16 protein-coding genes and 2 pseudogenes are annotated in these 18640 nt (G+C 39.1%); 7 read left to right on the top strand and 11 right to left on the bottom strand.

The annotated features are described in order from the left end of the window. Positions 1 to 9 precede the first annotated feature (9 nt). Genes HMPREF0669_RS00355 through HMPREF0669_RS00345 form a run of 3 tightly spaced genes read right to left on the bottom strand, consistent with a single transcriptional unit; the run spans position 10 to position 4663 of the window. The gene (locus HMPREF0669_RS00355) at positions 10 to 2493 is read right to left on the bottom strand and encodes a DUF262 domain-containing protein (protein WP_009228991.1); all 2484 of its coding nucleotides are present in this window, start codon (positions 2491 to 2493) and stop codon (positions 10 to 12) included. Between the two features lie 4 nt (positions 2494 to 2497). Then, positions 2498 to 4450: a DUF262 domain-containing protein gene (locus HMPREF0669_RS00350; RefSeq protein ID WP_009228992.1), complete on the bottom strand. Its 1953-nt coding sequence runs from the start codon at positions 4448 to 4450 to the stop codon at positions 2498 to 2500. 9 nt (positions 4451 to 4459) lie between these two features. Then, positions 4460 to 4663, bottom strand: coding sequence for a helix-turn-helix domain-containing protein (locus tag HMPREF0669_RS00345; protein WP_009228993.1), 204 nt, complete (start codon positions 4661 to 4663; stop codon positions 4460 to 4462). Positions 4664 to 5019: 356 nt separating this feature from the next. Here HMPREF0669_RS00345 and HMPREF0669_RS00340 point away from each other — a divergent pair, with 356 nt between their 5' ends. From HMPREF0669_RS00340 to HMPREF0669_RS00315, 6 genes are all read left to right on the top strand, one after another. After that, complete coding sequence (locus HMPREF0669_RS00340) at positions 5020 to 5328, top strand: DUF3853 family protein (RefSeq protein ID WP_009228994.1); 309 nt, start codon at positions 5020 to 5022, stop codon at positions 5326 to 5328. Further along, a complete protein-coding gene (locus HMPREF0669_RS00335) occupies positions 5325 to 6374 on the top strand; it encodes an AAA family ATPase (RefSeq protein WP_009228995.1) in 1050 nt (349 codons plus the stop codon). Before HMPREF0669_RS00340 ends, HMPREF0669_RS00335 begins: the two co-directional genes overlap by 4 nt. Before the next feature lie 187 nt (positions 6375 to 6561). After that, positions 6562 to 7446 carry a toprim domain-containing protein gene (locus HMPREF0669_RS00330; protein WP_009228996.1) on the top strand — a complete coding sequence of 295 codons (885 nt, stop codon included), beginning with the start codon at positions 6562 to 6564 and terminating at the stop codon, positions 7444 to 7446. A gap of 107 nt (positions 7447 to 7553) precedes the next feature. After that, positions 7554 to 7901 carry a plasmid mobilization relaxosome protein MobC gene (gene mobC, locus HMPREF0669_RS00325; RefSeq protein ID WP_044045440.1) on the top strand — a complete coding sequence of 116 codons (348 nt, stop codon included), beginning with the start codon at positions 7554 to 7556 and terminating at the stop codon, positions 7899 to 7901. Next, positions 7898 to 8821 (top strand): relaxase/mobilization nuclease domain-containing protein, encoded by a 924-nt coding sequence (locus HMPREF0669_RS00320; protein ID WP_009228998.1) that lies wholly within the window; start codon positions 7898 to 7900, stop codon positions 8819 to 8821. Before mobC ends, HMPREF0669_RS00320 begins: the two co-directional genes overlap by 4 nt. 21 nt (positions 8822 to 8842) lie before the next feature. After that, positions 8843 to 9502, top strand: a complete 660-nt coding sequence (locus HMPREF0669_RS00315; protein ID WP_009228999.1) for a hypothetical protein — start codon at positions 8843 to 8845, stop codon at positions 9500 to 9502. Positions 9503 to 9606: 104 nt separating this feature from the next. Here HMPREF0669_RS00315 and HMPREF0669_RS00310 read toward each other — a convergent pair whose 3' ends face one another. The 3 genes from HMPREF0669_RS00310 to HMPREF0669_RS00300 are packed head-to-tail and all read right to left on the bottom strand — an operon-like array spanning position 9607 to position 13230. Beyond that, positions 9607 to 10635 carry a DUF2971 domain-containing protein gene (locus HMPREF0669_RS00310; RefSeq protein ID WP_009229000.1) on the bottom strand — a complete coding sequence of 343 codons (1029 nt, stop codon included), beginning with the start codon at positions 10633 to 10635 and terminating at the stop codon, positions 9607 to 9609. Between the two features lie 9 nt (positions 10636 to 10644). Beyond that, entirely contained in the window at positions 10645 to 11925 is a 1281-nt protein-coding gene (locus tag HMPREF0669_RS00305) for a YhcG family protein (protein WP_009229001.1), read from the bottom strand. A gap of 12 nt (positions 11926 to 11937) precedes the next feature. Then, on the bottom strand, positions 11938 to 13230 hold the full coding sequence (locus HMPREF0669_RS00300) for a site-specific integrase (protein ID WP_009229002.1): 1293 nt from the start codon (positions 13228 to 13230) through the stop codon (positions 11938 to 11940). A gap of 571 nt (positions 13231 to 13801) precedes the next feature. On the opposite strand from HMPREF0669_RS00300, the pseudogene HMPREF0669_RS00295 reads away from it, so the two are divergent. Further along, a pseudogene (locus HMPREF0669_RS00295) lies at positions 13802 to 14904 on the top strand (site-specific integrase); the annotation flags it as partial. On the opposite strand, the pseudogene HMPREF0669_RS00290 reads toward HMPREF0669_RS00295, so the two are convergent. From HMPREF0669_RS00290 to HMPREF0669_RS00270, 5 genes and pseudogenes are all read right to left on the bottom strand, one after another. Then, a pseudogene (locus HMPREF0669_RS00290) lies at positions 14897 to 15412 on the bottom strand (DUF4372 domain-containing protein); the annotation flags it as partial. The pseudogenes HMPREF0669_RS00295 and HMPREF0669_RS00290 sit on opposite strands and share 8 nt — an antisense overlap. A gap of 405 nt (positions 15413 to 15817) precedes the next feature. After that, positions 15818 to 16156: a DUF2149 domain-containing protein gene (locus HMPREF0669_RS00285; RefSeq protein ID WP_009229005.1), complete on the bottom strand. Its 339-nt coding sequence runs from the start codon at positions 16154 to 16156 to the stop codon at positions 15818 to 15820. After that, positions 16153 to 16755, bottom strand: a complete 603-nt coding sequence (locus HMPREF0669_RS00280) for a MotA/TolQ/ExbB proton channel family protein (RefSeq protein WP_009229006.1) — start codon at positions 16753 to 16755, stop codon at positions 16153 to 16155. The genes HMPREF0669_RS00285 and HMPREF0669_RS00280 overlap by 4 nt, the downstream gene beginning before the upstream one ends. Positions 16756 to 16948: 193 nt before the next feature. Continuing rightward, on the bottom strand, positions 16949 to 17839 hold the full coding sequence (locus tag HMPREF0669_RS00275) for an IS5 family transposase (protein ID WP_009229007.1): 891 nt from the start codon (positions 17837 to 17839) through the stop codon (positions 16949 to 16951). A 115-nt stretch (positions 17840 to 17954) separates the two neighbouring features. Continuing rightward, a complete protein-coding gene (locus HMPREF0669_RS00270) occupies positions 17955 to 18638 on the bottom strand; it encodes a hypothetical protein (protein WP_009229008.1) in 684 nt (227 codons plus the stop codon). Positions 18639 to 18640: the final 2 nt, after the last annotated feature.

Below are 18640 nucleotides of genomic sequence, written 5' to 3'. Positions count from 1 at the left end.
AACCTTCCTTTAAGCTTCTGGTATGGCTTCATATATAGATTCTATAACTTTACAGAGTTTGTTGTATGTCTTACATTTTGTGTAATGAGTCAAGTTTTCAAATTGAATACATTTTTCCCCTTCGTCTATATAACTTGTACTGTCAAATATTTCATACAACTCCTTTGCATACTTCTTTGTTTTACACTCTATTCGAATCTTTAGCTCATGATTTAAATCAAAGCCTATCCACAATGTGCAATTAGTTCTGTCCTGTTTTATCCAGATATAGTTTCCAAAGCAATCTTTGTATTTGTCATACATTGCTTTCTGCTCCTCATCATAGAATTCAAAGCCATAACTCTCGCAAAGGTCATTTGCCATCTTTGCTCTTTCTGTATCAAGAGCGATTTTGGCATACCATTTTCTTGGAATGGCAAACATAATATGCCCCTCAAACCAACATACCCGGAAACATTCATTTCGTTCACGTTCTACTTTGGAGATCCAATCATACATTTTAATGTCTTTCCGCAAACGTTTTGTTGCAGTTTCAAAAGCAAGGATACCATTTGTATCTGCATCCTCCCATGCTTGAGGTTCCTTGGCATCATCAATATAATGCTGAAGGTTCGCTTTTACGTCTAATATAGAATTATTGTTTGCAATGTGTGTAAACATAGCTCTAACTTTTTCATTAGATGCAAGAATATTCTTTAAGAATTTGTTATTTTCCGCTCTTTCTGTTACATATAATCGATTAACTTCATTCCATGTATTAAATTGGCTTACTATTGCTCGAATAAGGATATGTTTGTCTCTATATTCTTTTGTGATTCCTTTCTCATCAAACATACTCTTCACAAATTTTGCATTATGTGCATAATCTTGTTTAGACATAGCAGGATCATAGAAGAATGTTACCATTCCCTTAAAGAAAGGGTGTTTTTCAACATCTTTCCATATATCTTCCCAAAGTGGATCTTCCGAAATACGTTTTGCTTTTTCAACCTCTTCTAATAAAGCGCGATTTTCTTTTTCTGTAGAATTTTCTATCCCCCATTGGCTTAATGCTTTGTAGAAGGATTTTTCAGTTCCCATTTTTGTTGCTACAAAGTGAATGACCATAGAGAGTTTACGAATCAAGGATGAAACGGGGGTTAGACCATCAATGTTTGTATTTTCAATTACATTCCATACAACTCTCATCCAACATTCAAATGTAGATATGTCAAAACTATCCATTGCTTCTATATATTCAATCACAGCCGATAAAGCAATGAGTTTTATATGACTTATCTTGGATGATGTATTGCAATAGAAGTCGTCGCCTGCCAATTCATTATTTTTATCCCATATAGGAAGCATATTTTTATAGATTATTCTTTCGTTAGAATACAACACATCCAGCACTTTGTCTAAGGTTTCAACATATTCAGGGTGTTCATCTAATAATGTTTCAAATGGTTTGAACCCCCAATACTCATTGCCGCCTATTTGTTCTTCTGCATTAGTGTAGAGAATCCTAATAGTTTTATCGGTTCGCATATCCCTGTCGCTAACATCATTCTTGCTTGCAATAATATATTTACAAGCGAAGAACCGTGAGAAAAAGCTCATGTAGGCATTATCAAAATCTTCCGCACCATTCTTCCAGAATATGTCAACCCACTTCGCATCTAATTTGACAGAAAAGTTGAAGTGGAACGATACTTCATCAGCAGTACCATCTTTGTATAGTGGCATCATTTCTTGAAAATGACCATATTCTTTTTGTGAGATGAAATTTGTCAAATCGGCTTTAAAGTTTTCAAACGGACTTAGCTGCAAACCTCTTGCATTCATTTTTATGTATAATTCCTCAGATAGGTTGAATACCCCGAGTGACTTCACGTAGAATTGGAGCTTCTGAAGTCTTGCGAAAAGACTTCTTTGTTTCTGCTGTGTATATCTATCATGTATAGCATTGAGCATCGTAAGCATTGCACTGATTGTGCTATCACGATCAAATGATTTGAAATACCATTTAGAATTACGAATAACCTCTTTGGGAGTCTTATTCCCTAATTCTACCTTGTATGATGATAATTCTTGGCAGAAGACTGTAGATGTTGTTCTTGTTTCATAAAGGAATTTTGAAAGACAATCCCTGATAAATTTACTTTCAGGCTGGTTAATATCTAATTCTGCATTTGTAATATACCAATATAATAAGAAAAGTGTGGTCAGCCTTTGTTGACCATCCAACAGTTCCATTCTATATTCATTATTATTTGATTTTATAATGCCATATATAAAATTAAGGTCGAAAATGTCATCATTGCCACTGGTGAGGTTTTCAAAGATTTCATCAAGAAACATATTTCTGATGTATGTACATACTCCGTCAGTACGTCCTTGTGCGTATGGTCGTTGAATCTGAGGTATTACAATACTTGAAACTTTAACCTGATTATCTTTGTCAAAGTCAACTTCCTTTGTGAAAAGATCTGTAAATGAAAATCTATAGTCCATGCCTTTATTGATTATATTCAGGTAAATATTCGTTTAACATACATATAATGTATTTATGATACGACTCCATATCTTCCTTTGCCCAAATGGACCGATTTGTACCTTTGTCATCGTAAAATTTTGAGAAAATATATTGAGTGGCAGCGGGGATAAATACTCCTTGCTTTATTCTATCAATAATGATACGGCGTTTTGTGCAGAACAAACTATTACCATACGAGTGGTTTGTTTCTGCATCCAATAGTGTCAGGTTTCCGATACTGTTTTTGATTTCTTCATCCATCTCTGTTTCACCAGCATTTTTCTTAAGAAGATCAATGACTGTATCATATTCTTTATTTTCCAGTTTTTGGTCAATCTCTTGTTGTTCTTGTACAGATAAAAAGTCTTTTCTATCACTCCTTGCGGTTTCTATCCATTCCCTTTTGAGTTCATCTTTCTTTAGAGCATTAGTGTGGAATGAATCTATGTGTTCAATGTCCCAATCTTGTGCGTTGAGTACATCAAATGGGAATTTATATATATCTGATTCTGATTTAAGTTTCGAGTTTTGAACATTTAAAAGATGTATATTCAATGTCAAAAGAATACGATAAATGTTTTTTCTGTCTTTATATGATGTAACGATTTTGCCTTCTTCGTCTCTTTTTATACTTCTTAAATAGAACTTGATTCGGTCTTTGAGATAATCAATAAAATCCTCTTGGGTTGCATTTTCAGGCATATGATCATAATAATAAATGAGTCTTGTTATATCTTCACCACATTGACTTAATAGCCCAATATAATTGTAAGTAGCAGGAGTGTAAAACCAATCGTCAAGTGTCCTAAATAATGTCATTACTTCTTTCCATGCCTCTGCTACAGCAATTTGCAATTCTTCACCTTGCTTACCTTCAAACATATCACAGTAATATCTGAAAATCACACTCTTTCTTGTATCAAGGATATCATTATCGGCTTCTTTCAAAATATCAGAAAAACGTTCTTCTTCAAAGTCTTTTATCTTGTGAATTTTGTATATCAGTGAGAAAAGTAAGTCAATGCGGTTTGGCATATCTGTTCCTTTCTTCTGGAGAAAATACCAAAAATTATTTGCATGAAGAGTATTTTCAATAAATTCCCATTCTATGGCAAGGGTAGATTGCCTAATGTATTTGGAACTTTGTTCAAAATTTCTATTAAGCAAGAAAAGTCCTTTAATCAATTCTGCATCAGTTAATCTAATTTTGCCTGTATTGATTTTTTGAAACTCCTTTATGCTACTTTGTGATTTGTTTTCAGACAATTCATACCACAAAACCTGGACAGAACCACTCTTTGTATCTCTCATACCATTGAGTAATGCAAAGAATGAACTTCTGACTGTTTCCAAACTACCACCAAGTTTATATCGCTGATTTATCTCTTTACCTTCATTCTTGATCCAGCTATCAATGAGTTTGAATGCTGATGCCATATGATAAAAGTCGATGTTACTTTTAAAATCATCTCCACCTTTTACTATGTCAAGATTCAAACTTTCCAAGAAAGTTGCAGAGTCTTCACGTGTCGCATAGAAAATATGATATAGTTCTTTACCATCTTCCTCTTCTTTCAGAGTTTCTGCATTCCATCCCTTTTTGGCAATAAGATACTTATAAAGTAGAAATATGGTAGTGAGCCTTTGCTGTCCATCAATGATTTCCCATACGCCTTTTTCTAATAAATTTTTGTCGTAAACACTTTTGAAGAGTTCTTTCAATTTCTTTTCTTCTGTTATAGGACATGCAATAATTGGTTGTAGACAATAAAAATCTTCATCACTTTTACTATCATTAGCAAAGCAGAGCAAATCTCTGAGTAAATCCCCGACTTGTTTTTCTGTCCATCTATAACCTCTTTGATAGGCAGGAATATAAAAGTATCTACCGTCAAGGATTTCGCCAATAGCATATTGTTTGATATTATTTTCCATATAGTCGTTTTATTCTACTAATTCTTTCGGTGAAACATTGAGCAAGTCCGCCACTTTAAAGATGGTGGTGAGGTTGGGTTGCTTGCGATTGCAAACGTATGCGTTGGTAATGCTAAAACTAATACCCAACTCTTTGGAAAGCCATGTTTGGGTTATACCTCGCTTCTTCAAATGTTCCTTAATGAGGTTGCTATGTTCTTTCTTCTGTCCCATTAGATGATTGTATAACTCGATATTTGTTACAAAGATATGAACTTATAATGAATAAAACGAAGAAAAACGGAACTTTCACGCTAATGAAAATAATTCTTCCAACGAGGGACACAAAAAGTAATCTCTTTAACAATCAATGATGATTAATTAACAACGTACTTTTTTCCAAAACAGCCCACTTTTTGACTATGTATTGAGCGGTTTTGATAGTCCTTGATTTCCTTGCATTTCCCGATACTTCCCGTTACATCCCTGCCTCTTGGAATAACATAAAAAGCCCTCTATTTTTGCATCGTCAGACCTGACTAAAAGCCCTGTGCGCAAGGGCAAGTTATTCATTTCAAAACAATCGAGTTATGACGATAAACGAATTATTGGGAAAACCTGTTTGGCAGATGACCGGTGAAGATTTGCTTTTCCTTGCACAGCACGGCAATATGTCCACAAGTGGAGAAACGACAAAGGCTTCCTCCAAAGAAGAAAAACGGTATGTGTACGGCTTAGCAGGCATTGCACGCCTCTTCGGGTGTAGTTTGCCTACAGCTAACCGCATCAAGCAGAGTGGTAAAATCAATCGTGCCATTACACAAGTGGGTCGTAAGATTATTGTTGATGCCGACCTTGCGCTGGAATTGGCAGGACGAAAGATAGGAGGACGAGGATGAACACGACAGATTATGAAAACATTTGGCGAAAGTCTCTCATTCATGTAACCGATGAGTTTGCGCTTCCTCCTGTTGTACTGCAAGCAGGCGAAGCCATCATCGGTACACTGGGCAACTTTAGTGTCTCGACAGGCAAGGCGAAAGCCAAGAAGACTTTCAATGTGAGTGCCATCGTTGCAGCAGCTCTTGTCAATGGGCAGGTGCTGGAATATAAAGCATCATTTCCTGAAAGTAAACGTACTATTCTTTACTTTGACACAGAACAAAGCCCTTATCATTGCCAACTCGTGATGCAGCGCATTCTGCGATTAGCAGGACTGCCGATTGATAGAGAACCCGAATATTTGAGATTTAGCCACCTTAGAGCCATTGCTGACCCTAATGAGCGCAGAGAAATCATCCGTTATGCAATTTACAACACGCCTAACGTGGGACTGGTAGTCATTGACGGCATTCGAGATTTGATGCTCGACATCAACAACTCCACAGAGGCAACCAAGTTGGTGGGTGACCTGATGCAGTGGACGAGCGAACAGAATATTCACATTCAGACCGTGCTTCACCTCAACAAAGGAGACGACAACGCGCGAGGGCATATCGGCACGGAACTCAACAACAAAGCAGAGACAGTCTTGCAAATCACGAAAGACAACACGCTGCCCGACCGAAGCATCGTTGCTCCAGCCATCATCCGTTCTAAACCCTTTGACAAATTCGCTTTTCGGCTCAAGGAAATGGAAGATGAGGTATGCGTTCCCGAAATCGATACTTCTTACAAGGACGCAGATTGCAAACCCCACCGCTATTCTTACCATGAACTAAGCGACACGGAACATCGTAAAGTATTAACACAGGCCTTCTTTTTGGGCAAAGTATTGCCTTATGGCGAACTTATCGTAGCACTCAAAAAGGCTTATGCGGAGGTCGTAGGGCAATCTTATGGGCAAACCAAAATCAAAGAACTTCTACAATTTCTACTCAACAAAGGTATGCTGATAAAGGAAGAACGAGGAAAATATCGGCTCAACCAAGACTATCTACCCTAAAACCTTTGGTCAGTCGGACACAGGCTATATATACCTGAACCAACCCGACCAAAGAGAAATAAGTTTGGCCGGTCGCAAATGGGTGCCTATAGTGTACGACCGTCCGACCAAACAAGAATCCGCAGTCAACCAGCCTCCAAAAGAAAAAGGCTAGAGCAATTTCATTTCAACTTAAAACAACATCACAATGGAAATACAACACATCAAGCAAATCGCAATTACAGATTATATGCAACAACAGGGCTATGCGCCAGCACGAGTACAAGGCATTCACTATTGGTACTACTCTCCGCTGCGCAATGAAAGCACACCATCCTTCAAAGTCAATACAGAGCGCAACCAGTGGTACGACTTCGGCTCGGGCGAACATGGTGACATCATCGACCTTGTATGCGCTTTACATCGTTGCACTATCAGCGAAGCCATCAGGCTTTTGAGTGGTGCTAAACAAGTAGCACATCAAGAATTTTCTTTTGGCGGTAAGAGAAAATTCTCTGAGCGCAAGTTGGAAATCCTATCTGCGCAACCGCTCTCCAATCCCTATTTGCTCCGCTATCTCGCAGCACGTGCTATTCCTCTTCCCGTAGCCAGCGCCTACTGCTCGGAAGTTCTATTCCAAAATATGAATCGGACATACTATGCCATTGGATTTGCAAACGATGCTTTGGGATGGGAAATCCGCAATATGTATTTCAAAGGATGTATCGCCCCGAAGGCAATTACAACTATTAGTAAAGCCACAGACGTTTTACAAATCTTCGAAGGGTTTATGGATTTTCTTTCGTGGCAAACACTAAATCCTTCTTCAACTTGCGATACCATAGTTCTTAATTCTTTGGCTCTTTTGCCACGCATTCAAGAGAAGATAAAAAGCTACAAGCAAGTTGAGAGTTTTCTAGACAATGATGATGCTGGACGAAAATCGTTTGAAGTTTTGAAGCATTTTTGCCCATCTATCATAGACGGTTCTGTTCGCTATCGAACTCACAAAGATATCAATGAATGGCTCGTTGCTCAATCCAAAGTGAAAGAGAAACAGCCGTTATTACCGACCACGAAACGTGGCATCTGAAGATAGCTTGTATCTGGGAAGCAAGTTTGTGTTTTGAGTATCTCAAAACCTACTTGCTCCCCAAGTTGGGAGGACAAATCCCGCTGGTCTCATCAAAAAATAAAAATATGGAACAGAAGAATAAAGGTGGGCGACCAACCAAGACTTTATCAGAGAAGCGGAAATATCAAGTGCTTCTTCGGCTTAACACAATGGAGTACTACACCTTGTTGGGAAAAGCACGTGAAGCCTCTATTACTCGTACCGAGTTTTTGCGACAGCTCATCACAAAAGCAGAAGTCAAGGCACGCATCAAACCCGAAGAGATGCAACTCATCCGCACAGTCTCAGGCATGGCAAACAATATCAATCAGATAGCTCATCGACTCAATGCCTTTGGCATTTATGCACTCAATGAAGACTTGAATGCACTCAAAGTCCTCATCCATGAACTCATCAAACGCTTGAAACCATGATAGCCAAGATTATCAAAGGCGCAGACTTCGGAGGAGTTATCAATTATATGCTTAGCAAAGAGAAAGGAAAAGCTAAGGTTTTAGCGAGTAATAACATTGGTTTTATCGACCAAAACTTATGCGCTCACGAGTTCACCCTTCAAGCCTCTATGCGCCCGAACGTGCAGAAGCCAGTCTGCCACACGATACTCTCGTTCTCTGCTAGCGATGCCGAGCGATTGACAGATGATGTGATGGTGAAGATTGCCAATGAGTATTTAGAGAAAATGGGCTACGGAGACACGCAGAGCCTTATCGTAAGGCACAGCGATCGTCTGCATCCGCACTTGCACATTTGCATCAATCGCATTGGCAATGATGGCAAGACCATCAGTGACTGCAATGAGAAATACCGCTCTACGAAGATTTGCCGAGAACTGACTGAGCGTTATGGTTTGACACTTAGCGAAGGGAAAAAGGCGGTAAACCGCCAACAACTGAGAGGCGAAGACAAATTACGCTATGAGATATTCGATGCCATCAAGGTTGTGTTGCTCCAATCAAAGAATTGGAAAGACTTTGTCACAGACTTAAACAAACAAGGCATTACCACTCGTTTCAAGACGAAAGGCAATACGGATGTTGTGCAAGGTATCATCTTCGAGAAGGACGGTTGCAGTTTCAGTGGCTCAAAGATAGACTGTTCCTGCTCTTTCTCGCGCCTCAATGCAGAGATAGAGCGAAACATTCAGCAGGCACAGCAACATCTATCGAAAGAGCCAATGGCACATTCGATAGATGAGAGCGGATTTGCAAGCGACTTATCCGATGCACTTGGCGAAGTCTTTACGATGCCTATGCCTAGCGGAAGTGTGGACGTTGATGAACTTCGCTTCCAAAAGAAACTTCGCAACAGAGCCAACTGCAAACGTAGAATTTAATCATCAAAAAAATGTATCAGTATGAACAATGAAATGGCACCAATCCTCGACATCCTCGAAGAACTCAAACAAGAATGCAAAGCCATCAGCAAGACGCAAGCAGAACTACGCACTACGCTTGCAACACAACCTGCCAGCCCAAACGCAGAGCGCACCACAACGCAAGAAATCGTGCAAATTCATCTCTCCAAAGAGACGCAAGCTAAAATCAAAGAACACCAACTTTTTGTTTTGGAGGCACTCTCGCAATCAAACAAGAAACTCGCCCCGAAGTTTGAAACCTTGCAACAGCTCATCAAAGAGCAACAAAAGTCCGTAGAATACAAGAACTACTCTCTATTTGCAAGCATTCAATTAGCCGAACGCATATCGCTCCTGTTAGTTTGCGGCTTGGTTATGGTCAGTTGCTGGTTCTTTGCTATGGGAGCCAACAAACTGCAAATTGCATCCGATTACGACCTCCGCTACCGCTACCTGCGTATGCAAGGCAAAGCCACAAGCAAAGACTTCGTGCATCTCGACAGTCTTTTTGTCACGCATCGCAATCCCAAAGTCATTCGGCAGTTGGAGCAGAAGGTTATCGATTACGAGCAAGCTCTGCAACGGCAAGCGGAACTAATAGAACAACAAGAGCGTATCAAAGGTGAGCAAGTGCAACTTAAAAAACGACTTCATCAATAGTCATAAAAAATAAAATCCTGCAAAGTAAATAAGTTTGTTGCAGGATTTTTATTTTGTATAATCATTAATCATAGACTGTTACCTAAAATTCTATTGTTTAATCTCTAGTATTTGTCTGGGTATAACCAAATGTCATCTGGAGTGTCAAACATAGATAGTGCAATTAAATGATTAGCAAATAAAGTTTTTTCTTTACCATATAGAGGATACTTTTCAATTAAATTAATACAAGCCTTACTGTCATAGATATTTATATTTGAAGGTTTTGTCGCATACTGTTCTCTGAATTTAGAAGAGAAAATTATCAAGGATTCCTTGTCTTTTTTAATTCCTTTATACAAAACATGAAAATTCTCAACTGTATGATTGTGTTCTATTTTTAATATCTCGTATTGGTCAGACGATAACTTATTTTCAATTTTTCTTTGATTTTCACAAATCAATGTTGGTACAAGATTATATGACTTGTCCTTTCGCTCCATTTTATAGAACTTTACATCTCTATTTTCTAATTTTTCTATAATTTGTGCTTGATATTGTTTATCCATGTTCAAACCGAAATAAATAGCTTTTAGAGCAAATGGATTATACTTCTTCATTCCGTAGTTTGTGTATAGAAGTCTTATCTCTTTCTCGTATTGCCATACTAGCGACTTGGTGCCAAACAATTTAATAATGAAGTTTGGGCTTTTTATGTCGGTTATCTCTATTTGTGGAGGTTTTTCAGAGTAGTTTATTGTCATACGATTAACATCTAATGAAAATTTCTCACTATCCTCTAATTTTTCAACATCATAAGCGATACAAAAGCCCTTATGAGAATTAGCATAGTGAGCCCACATTAATTCATTATCAGGGAAATCTTTATCAGATGTTGATAGAGAATATATTCCCAACTTATCTCTAAATGTCATCAGTTCTTTCCAATTCTTTTGTATATCACTAATGTTAACGTTGAAAACTTGGTTGAAAATAGGCAAAACTTTACTGATTTCATCTGTATAAGTTGCTTCAAATGGATCATTCAAATTACGAAATGATGAAGCCCATATTTCATCGTTTAAGAGCGATTCAATGTCGCGAGTACTATCTTTGCCTTCAATAGCATTAGCTCTATATTTATATCCAATCATATTAATCTGTTATTTATCTTGCTCTACAATCTTAGTTAGTTCTTCCTCGACTTCTTCAATTGTAGGTAAGGCAGACTTCAAATTGTCTGGAATAGCCTTTGTTAGTTGATAATCGCTAACACCGATAGGCTGGTCGTAGCCAGAGAGGGCATATTGCGCCACTACTTTGTCGCCACCATTGCAGAGGAGCAAGCCGATCGTCTTGTTGTCGTGTTCGCCACGGAGGGTATCATCAACAACATTGATATAGAAGTTGAGTTGTCCCATATATTCGGGCTTGAATGGTGTCGCTTTAAGTTCGATAACCACATAGGCGTGCAGTTGGATATTGTAGAGAATGAGGTCGGCATAGAAATCAGAATCACCTACTTCAAAGTGTTTCTGCTGTGCTACAAACGCAAAGCCACTGCCCATTTCCAAAAGATATTTAGTGATATGAGAAACCAATTGCCGTTCAACGTCTCGTTCTGCCATTTTATCTGTTTGCCCCATCATATCAAATATATAAGGATCCTTCATCAGATAATTGGCAAGGTCGCTTTGTGGTTTGGGTAATCGTACTGAGAAGTTGCTCACTTTCTTTGCCGTAATCTGCCGTGCGAAAAGGTTGGTTTCAATTTGCATTTGCAGAACATTGCTGCTCCAACCATTGGCAACTGCCTGTGTGATATACCAATAGCGTTCACCTAAAGGTAGTTTGCTATTAAGTAAAATTACATGGCTTGCCCAGTTCGTGCGAACTACGGCTGAGTGCTTGAAGATTTCCTCTATCTGACTGATATCGCTGTGATAGATAGCAGACAGCGTTTCAGAAACATCTCCTAATTGTGCAAGAGGTTCTTGCATAATTATATCTCCCCGAATACCTGCTGCTTGTATTTGCGCAAGAGGCTCTTGCGTAAATTGATTGAGTTCATTTGTGAGTTGTAATACATTATCAACCGAAGGACTATTAAGCAACTCTTCAACCTTACCCATTTCCGTTAGAACCTCCATAGGATAAGCCTTTGCAAACTGGCACATATAGATAAGATTACGAGTGGAATACCCCTTCTTATCTGCATATTGTGAGCGTATCGCCTTGGATAAGTTGTCAATGACTTTGCTTCCCCAACCTTCTTTCTTTTGGAGGTAGAGAATGAAATGCCCTACTTTCCAATAATGGAAGAGCATATCAGCATTAGCCGAAGCAATCACGCGCACTTGTGTATGCTCGAGGTCAGTACCAATAGCTCGTACAACGAGAGATAAATCTTGATTATCTGCTTTCTGTATTTTATCTTGGCTCATATCGTTTCAGTGTTATAATTGATTGAACTTGCTCATAGCATTCGCCTTAATGTCGTCTGCAATGTCAATATACGGCTTCATCGCCTTGTAGTCACTATGCCCCGTCCATTTCATCACCACCTGCGGAGGAATGCCCAAAGCGAGGGCATTACAGATGAACGTTCTGCGACCAGCGTGCGTGCCAAGCAAGGCATATTTAGGTGTAACATCGTCTATGCGCTCATTGCCTTTATAATAAGTTTGACGCACAGGCTCGTCAATCCCAGCCATTTCTGCCAATTCCTTAAGATAATCGTTCATCTTCTGATTGGTAATCACTGGCAATACCTTGTCATGCTCAAACGCCACATCCTTGTACTTATCAAGAATCGCTTTGCTGTGATTATTCAGTTCTATAATCAAACTATCGGAAGTCTTGACCGTTGTAACTTCAATATGGTCGCCTTTAATATCACTCCTACGGAGGTTGAATACATCTGAATAACGCAAGCCAGTGAAGCATTGGAAGAGAAATACATCACGCACACGTTCGAGAGCCTGCTTGTTGGAAGGGATCTTGAACTCTCGGAAACGGTTGAGTTCATCCCAAGTGAGGAAGATGATTTTCTTTTGGGTACTCTTGAGCTTAGGCTTATAACTATCGTAGGCGTTGTTTTGATGTACACCTTTCTTGAAAGCCCAGCGCAAAAACCATTTCAAGAAACTCAGTTGCTTGCCAATGGTTGTGTTGCGCATCTCCTTTACATCACGCAGATAACTAATGTAATCATTCAAACCTCGCTCGTCGAAGAACTCAAAGGTAAGTCCTTCACGAAAGTTGGTCAAATGATTTTTCACGGCTGCAAACTTCTCATAAGTAGAATCTGTCCAGTCGTTCTGTCGCCCACAATCCTCCACGAAATCATCAAACACCTGAAAGAAATCGCAAGGCAATACTTTCTCCTTTGTCTTAGGCTCTTCGCTCGCAGGTTTGTGCAAAGCATTGAAAGCCTCCTTAATCTGTTCGGGTGTTGGCATTGCCTCCTCTACCTCAAACTTCTTAAAGATTGCCTGTATTTCTGTATAATACTCCAAGAGCGAAGCGTTGATTTCAGAAGCCGATTGTTTCAACTTGTTGCTACAACCATTCTTCACACGCTGCTTATCTGCATCCCACTTGGTAGCATCGATGCGGTAGCCAGTGGTAAACTCAATCCGCTTGGACGCAAAATTAACGCGCATACGAATAGGTACGTTCTCTGTGATAAGAACTCCATCCTTCTTCCTGCTCTCCAATGTGAAAATGATATTCCGTTTGATGTTCATATCTTCGGGTGTATTGATGTATGCACCCAAAGTTACACCCTAAAAATGATATTACCAAAGATTTTCCGTGAAATCTTATTTTATTAACACTTTACGTAAACGGCTATATTACAATAGATTGATGAGATTTGATAGTTTATGATAGTTCAAGAGAAAGAGCCTCTCTCTCCGCTTTAGGTACTCTGAACAGACCAACAGAGAAATCCTAACAAAAAAGTAAGTATCATAGCTACAAGTAGTTATGATACTTTTCTTTTATATCCATTCTTCTTCTCAGAGTACGTACAGAGGGGGTAAATACTCCCTAAATACTCTACAATGGCTACAATCTGGCTACACTTTTTGAGGCAAAATAAAAATTGTAGCCAAGAGTTCGTACAGCGTACGCATAGAGTACACGCAAATTACTGTTATTCAAATAAATATGTCGAACTTTGTAGCGTGGTTACAGAAGTTTATCTCGCTAATAATTCAATCTTTTGGCTACAATTCTATTAGAAGCTGGCTACAATTATTGAATTTTGGCTACAACTTTCCTTGCCATGGCTACAATTAAACAACAGCAGCGCAAATGAAAACCATTTTCAGAGCAGTCTTCTATTTAAGAAGCAACTATGTGAACAAGGAGGGTAAAACACCCGTGATGTTGAGGATCTATCTCAACAACGAACGACTTTCCATTGGATCAACAGGTATTGCCGTTCAGCAGTCGCAATGGGATAGTGAAAAAGAACGGCTGAAAGGAAGGACTACAGAGGTCCTTTCTACCAATCTCGAGTTGGATAACATCCAAAGCGGATTGCAGACTATCTTCAAAAAGTTGGAAATGACAGATGCCATTTCTTTGGAACGTATCAAATCGGAGTATCTCGGCAAGAAAGAAGAGGTAGAAACGATGATGACACTCTTCGATAAGCACAACAAAGATATTGCTAAGCAAGTGGGCATATCTGTAAGTGCTGCCACTTTCCAGAAATATAATGTCTGCAAACGACACTTCACAACTTTCTTGCAGGATAAGTACAAACGTTCGGATATACGTTTATCTGAACTCACCTATATCATCATACACGACTTTGATATTTATCTTCGCACAGTAGTTGGTCAGAACCCAAATACAGCCACCAAGACAATGAAGACTTTCAAGACAATTACGATTTTAGGAAGAAAAATGGGGGTAATCCATCATGATCCTTTTCTTAATCATTGTTTTCACCTTGAGCCAGTCAATCGTGGTTTCTTAACACATGAAGAGATTTTGAAGATAGCCAATAAGAATCTAGGCATACAGTGTTTGGAATTGGTTCGTGACTTATTCGTATTCTCATGCTTCACAGGCTTGGCGTACATTGATGTGGCTAACCTTACTCCCGAGAACATTGTTACCCTTGATGACAAACAATGGATAATGACAAAACGACAAAAGACAAGTGTCGCAACAAATGTTCTTTTATTGGATATCCCGAAAAATATTATCGAAAAATATAGTGGTAAGACCTATCGTAATGGTAAACTTTTCCCAATGCTAACTAATCAGCGAACTAATTCATATCTGAAGGAAATTGCAGATATTTGTGGCATTAAAAGGACCTAACCTTTCACATGGCTCGCCACACATTTGCAACAATGTCATTGAGTAAAGGTGTTTCAATGGAATCAGTTTCTAAGATGCTGTAGAGATATGGAAGAAAGCAGGAACCTGAGATTCGAGGTCATATAACACATGTGCTTTTATCCCTCCCTTCTTCTTACGGAACTTTGCCCACCAGAAGACTGACAAACACAAAGGAATTGTCGTTGAGTCGAAGGCATACACATTGCCTTTCAACTTGAAAATATCCGTTACCCGTTTCTTTCTGGCTTGCTCCATCATATAGAAAGCAAAGTCTTCAAAGATACGGTAGTCACGATTATGATAGGCTGAAGCTAATATCGTTTTCGCAATAGGCTTACGCCCTAATCCAAGATGGTATTGCTTTGCTCTATGTGTTTCAAAAGCAACAATCAAATCTCGCAAATTCTCTCGATTACTCAGTTGACCAAACATCATAGCAAGCAACTGATTCCAACAAGTGAAATGCTTCACATAGCGGTTTCCATCATACTTGCGAACATAGTTGTTAAACTGAGTTCTGTTCAAAAAAGCGGTGAGCTGGGCAAAAACGTATTTGTCTTGGAACATAACAGTCATTTAAATTTGACTGCAAAGTTACGAAATCAAGTCCGTTTCATTTCAAAACACCACCTAATAGACTGTATTTCAATTAATTCAAAGAGCGATTAGTCCACCTTAACGGGATAGTAGTGGTTTCAAATAGTAACCGTTACTAAAAACTATTATTTACATGAAATTTAGCCGAATATTCAGAGAAAAATACCTCAAATGATACTTTTATAAGCATTCTTTATTACAACGAATTGGAGAGGAAAGTTTTACCGGACACCAATAATAAACTTACAGAATAACTTACATAACTTACAAATAAGTTATGAGAAGGATGTCAGAACTTCTCGCCAAAGGCATCGCACATTAGCCACTTTTGTGGGATGCTTTTGACAAAGTCTATCCATATATATTGAGTTATTCTCATTCAGGCACATATATTACCTGTCCATTATCTAATTCATATGCTATTCCTATTTTTTTTCCCTTGGTACCGTCGGTATTATTTTGATCATTGGAAGGAGTATACCGCTCTATCTTTTTACCTTTTTTGGTAATAATCTCCATATTTTCTTTACCTGGATTTTTTACCAACGTAAAATCCTGACTACTAAACATCTCTGGCATCTTGTATCGTGTTACCAATGCCACCATGAGAGCCACGGCAAAGACCATAGACACGTCAAAAAGATTGCCCACCACACTCATGGGATTAAAATCTTCATCGTTTGAAGATGATGCATAACGGCGACGTCTTCTCATACCCTTCCCTTGTTTTCTAAGATTAAATCCGCCAAGAACTCTAATTGTGTGCGCTGCTGCATGAACCAACGCCGCTTAACTTGCATCGTTATCATTCCTACTCCTGCCGAGAATAATCCTATGACGGTTGTAGCAAAAGCCACTTGCATATTGTACGCCATAGAAGCAATGTCGCCTGTTGACAATCCCACAAGAGCAGGTCCCATGGGAATAAGCGTCCCCATAAGTCCCAACTGTGGTCCTAATTTAGCCAACAAGGCAGGCGTGCCTATCTCTTTATTATAATCTATTTCAAATTGGGAAAGCAACCTCTCAATATGTTGCTCGCTTCCTTTCGCATCTAAGATGCGATGCGCATAAACCAAAAGAGGCAACGTTCTTTGCGTAGGCAACTGCTCTTTGAGACTGGTCAATCCATCGACGGTAAGAGTGTCGAAATGCTTTTTAATGACACGGATCGTATGTCGCATACCAAGATACTGCCCAAAGAATGTCCCTAACAAGAGTAATGCTCGGATAAAGAGCAACAATAAAATTACGATGACAGGAATTAAAAGTCCTGTGGTAATCCAAAAAAGAAAATCTGAAATATAAGTCATATCTGTTTTTATTTAGTTTTCAATCAAGATGTTTTTACGATTATAGTACGTTCTATTAATTCATATATTAACGTGGGGTTATCCCCACAATAATGCAGTTATGGGGGTATCGGTCTCATAAGAGACCTTCACTCTCTATAGAAATGGTTTTATTCCCCTCATTTTTTATGTATGTTTTGACATCAAGACACAATTATCCTTTGCAAGAGAGAAGTTGTGGCTGATATTTGTTGATTTGGCAATATCTAAAGATGTTGTAAACAAGACAGGTGAGCACAAAACTCGCTTTTGCTCTGGCAATACCAATTGTTCTGACAAAGGAACCATGCATGACTCCTTCAATGAAGCCGAAGACGTGTTCCATGCGGCATCTACGCTTTGATTTCTTGCGGTTACGTTTCTTCTGCTTCTTGGTTAATGGATGATTGCGGTGTCCCTTCTCGCAGATGACGGGACGCATCACATTGGCCTTGACAACATCTTTCCTGCCCTCATATCCAGCATCAAGATAAAGGCGCTGGCCTTTGTCCTTGTCCGTGATAAGCTGCGAGATAACATTGGAGTCATGGGTGCTTGATACTGTGGTATGGTAGGACTCTATGAATTTTGATTTCTTGTCAACCTTCGTATGACCTTTGTATCCATAATGTTTCTCCTCCCGTTTCTTAGTCCAACGTGCGTCAATGTCCTTGTGGCATTTCTTGTGTGGGTTGTCGTTCCAAAGCTCATCTCCCTTGCCGTTCTTGATGGTAGTCTTTTCCCTGCGAGTGTTGCGCTGCCTGGGGGCTTCAACGAAGGTGGAGCCAATAATCTGATATTCTATCTGGTGGTCGCCCAGAACATAATAACGTTGGAGAAATATGACTTTGAACATAAGAACGACATCTATCGGTCTACGCCCTGCTGAAGTCTTACAATCCTCTGTGAGTAGAGTCTTCTCTAATGTGGGGTGAAAGAATTCGAAATCAAAAAGAGCGGATACCTGCTCCAGCGGATTGCCCATTGCGGAAAGAGCCTTGAGAGTAAACTCTTTTTCAAAGAGACTCTCCTGTTTTGATTGGCGATATGTAGTCGTTTTCTTCATAAGGTAATATCAATATTTGTATGTAAAGCTACGACTTTTTTCGAAAATACGAAAGTAATCAGCTGATTAATAATAAGTTAATTTATAAAACACCCCTTATGTATTTATCAATTTCCTATTTTACTTTAATGTAACGTATCAATGCTCCTAAGAAAACGCCCAGTGCAAGCAACAAAGCCACTCCAGCTGTAGCAAACCAATTAACTGGCGAATTATTATTTTGTGCCGTTGATATCCGAACTGTTGCCACGACAGCAATCATTGCCACGATTAAATTTGAGAGGAAAAGCATTTCTAAGCGTACATCTCTATCGCCTAAAAATCTTCGTAAAAGAAAAGTAAGCAATGGGATGGATACGGCAAATACTGCCGCCAAGACATATGCTATGAGCGAGAACGAGAGTCCAGGCAAGCCAAAAATACACTCAACCAACATGGCAAAAACGACAGGAAAGATTGCAAAGCCTGGCCACCATTGTAATATAGCGTAGTATATTTTCTGACGGAACGTAGCAGCCTGAGGCATCTTTGTTTTTTCCTGTGCTGCGACCATACAAAAAAGCAATTGGATAATAATGTCTACTGAGAGTATTACAGCCATATTTTTCATGATTGGCTCAGAAGCGAACCATTCGGCTATGTGCGTACGCGATTGGTTAATGGCGATTGGCCATGTACTTATCGTAAACACTGCTATGAGCATGGTGTATACTGCAATTCCTTTCCACGTTCCAAAGGTTTGCTTCAATAGAAAATTGAAGCAAACCAATAACATAAGAATAGCTATGACTGTAACCATTA

Origin of the sequence: Prevotella sp. oral taxon 299 str. F0039 (genome assembly GCF_000163055.2) — a bacterium.
GTDB lineage: Bacteria > Bacteroidota > Bacteroidia > Bacteroidales > Bacteroidaceae > Prevotella.
Note: the sequence above shows the minus strand (reverse complement) of the source record. Positions and strands in the feature narration are given on the sequence as shown.

Coding starts and splice junctions, on each gene's coding strand:
- HMPREF0669_RS00275 (WP_009229007.1), bottom strand. CDS start 17,839: ATGAAGAAAACGACTACATATCGCCAATCAAAACAGGAGAGTCTCTTT.
- HMPREF0669_RS00315 (WP_009228999.1), top strand. CDS start 8,843: ATGAACAATGAAATGGCACCAATCCTCGACATCCTCGAAGAACTCAAA.
- HMPREF0669_RS00330 (WP_009228996.1), top strand. CDS start 6,562: ATGGAAATACAACACATCAAGCAAATCGCAATTACAGATTATATGCAA.
- HMPREF0669_RS00300 (WP_009229002.1), bottom strand. CDS start 13,230: ATGAACATCAAACGGAATATCATTTTCACATTGGAGAGCAGGAAGAAG.
- HMPREF0669_RS00355 (WP_009228991.1), bottom strand. CDS start 2,493: ATGGACTATAGATTTTCATTTACAGATCTTTTCACAAAGGAAGTTGAC.
- HMPREF0669_RS00335 (WP_009228995.1), top strand. CDS start 5,325: ATGAACACGACAGATTATGAAAACATTTGGCGAAAGTCTCTCATTCAT.
- HMPREF0669_RS00270 (WP_009229008.1), bottom strand. CDS start 18,638: ATGGTTACAGTCATAGCTATTCTTATGTTATTGGTTTGCTTCAATTTT.
- HMPREF0669_RS00305 (WP_009229001.1), bottom strand. CDS start 11,925: ATGAGCCAAGATAAAATACAGAAAGCAGATAATCAAGATTTATCTCTC.
- HMPREF0669_RS00350 (WP_009228992.1), bottom strand. CDS start 4,450: ATGGAAAATAATATCAAACAATATGCTATTGGCGAAATCCTTGACGGT.
- HMPREF0669_RS00320 (WP_009228998.1), top strand. CDS start 7,898: ATGATAGCCAAGATTATCAAAGGCGCAGACTTCGGAGGAGTTATCAAT.
- HMPREF0669_RS00310 (WP_009229000.1), bottom strand. CDS start 10,635: ATGATTGGATATAAATATAGAGCTAATGCTATTGAAGGCAAAGATAGT.
- HMPREF0669_RS00340 (WP_009228994.1), top strand. CDS start 5,020: ATGACGATAAACGAATTATTGGGAAAACCTGTTTGGCAGATGACCGGT.
- HMPREF0669_RS00345 (WP_009228993.1), bottom strand. CDS start 4,663: ATGGGACAGAAGAAAGAACATAGCAACCTCATTAAGGAACATTTGAAG.
- HMPREF0669_RS00280 (WP_009229006.1), bottom strand. CDS start 16,755: ATGACTTATATTTCAGATTTTCTTTTTTGGATTACCACAGGACTTTTA.
- HMPREF0669_RS00285 (WP_009229005.1), bottom strand. CDS start 16,156: ATGAGAAGACGTCGCCGTTATGCATCATCTTCAAACGATGAAGATTTT.
- mobC (WP_044045440.1), top strand. CDS start 7,554: ATGGAACAGAAGAATAAAGGTGGGCGACCAACCAAGACTTTATCAGAG.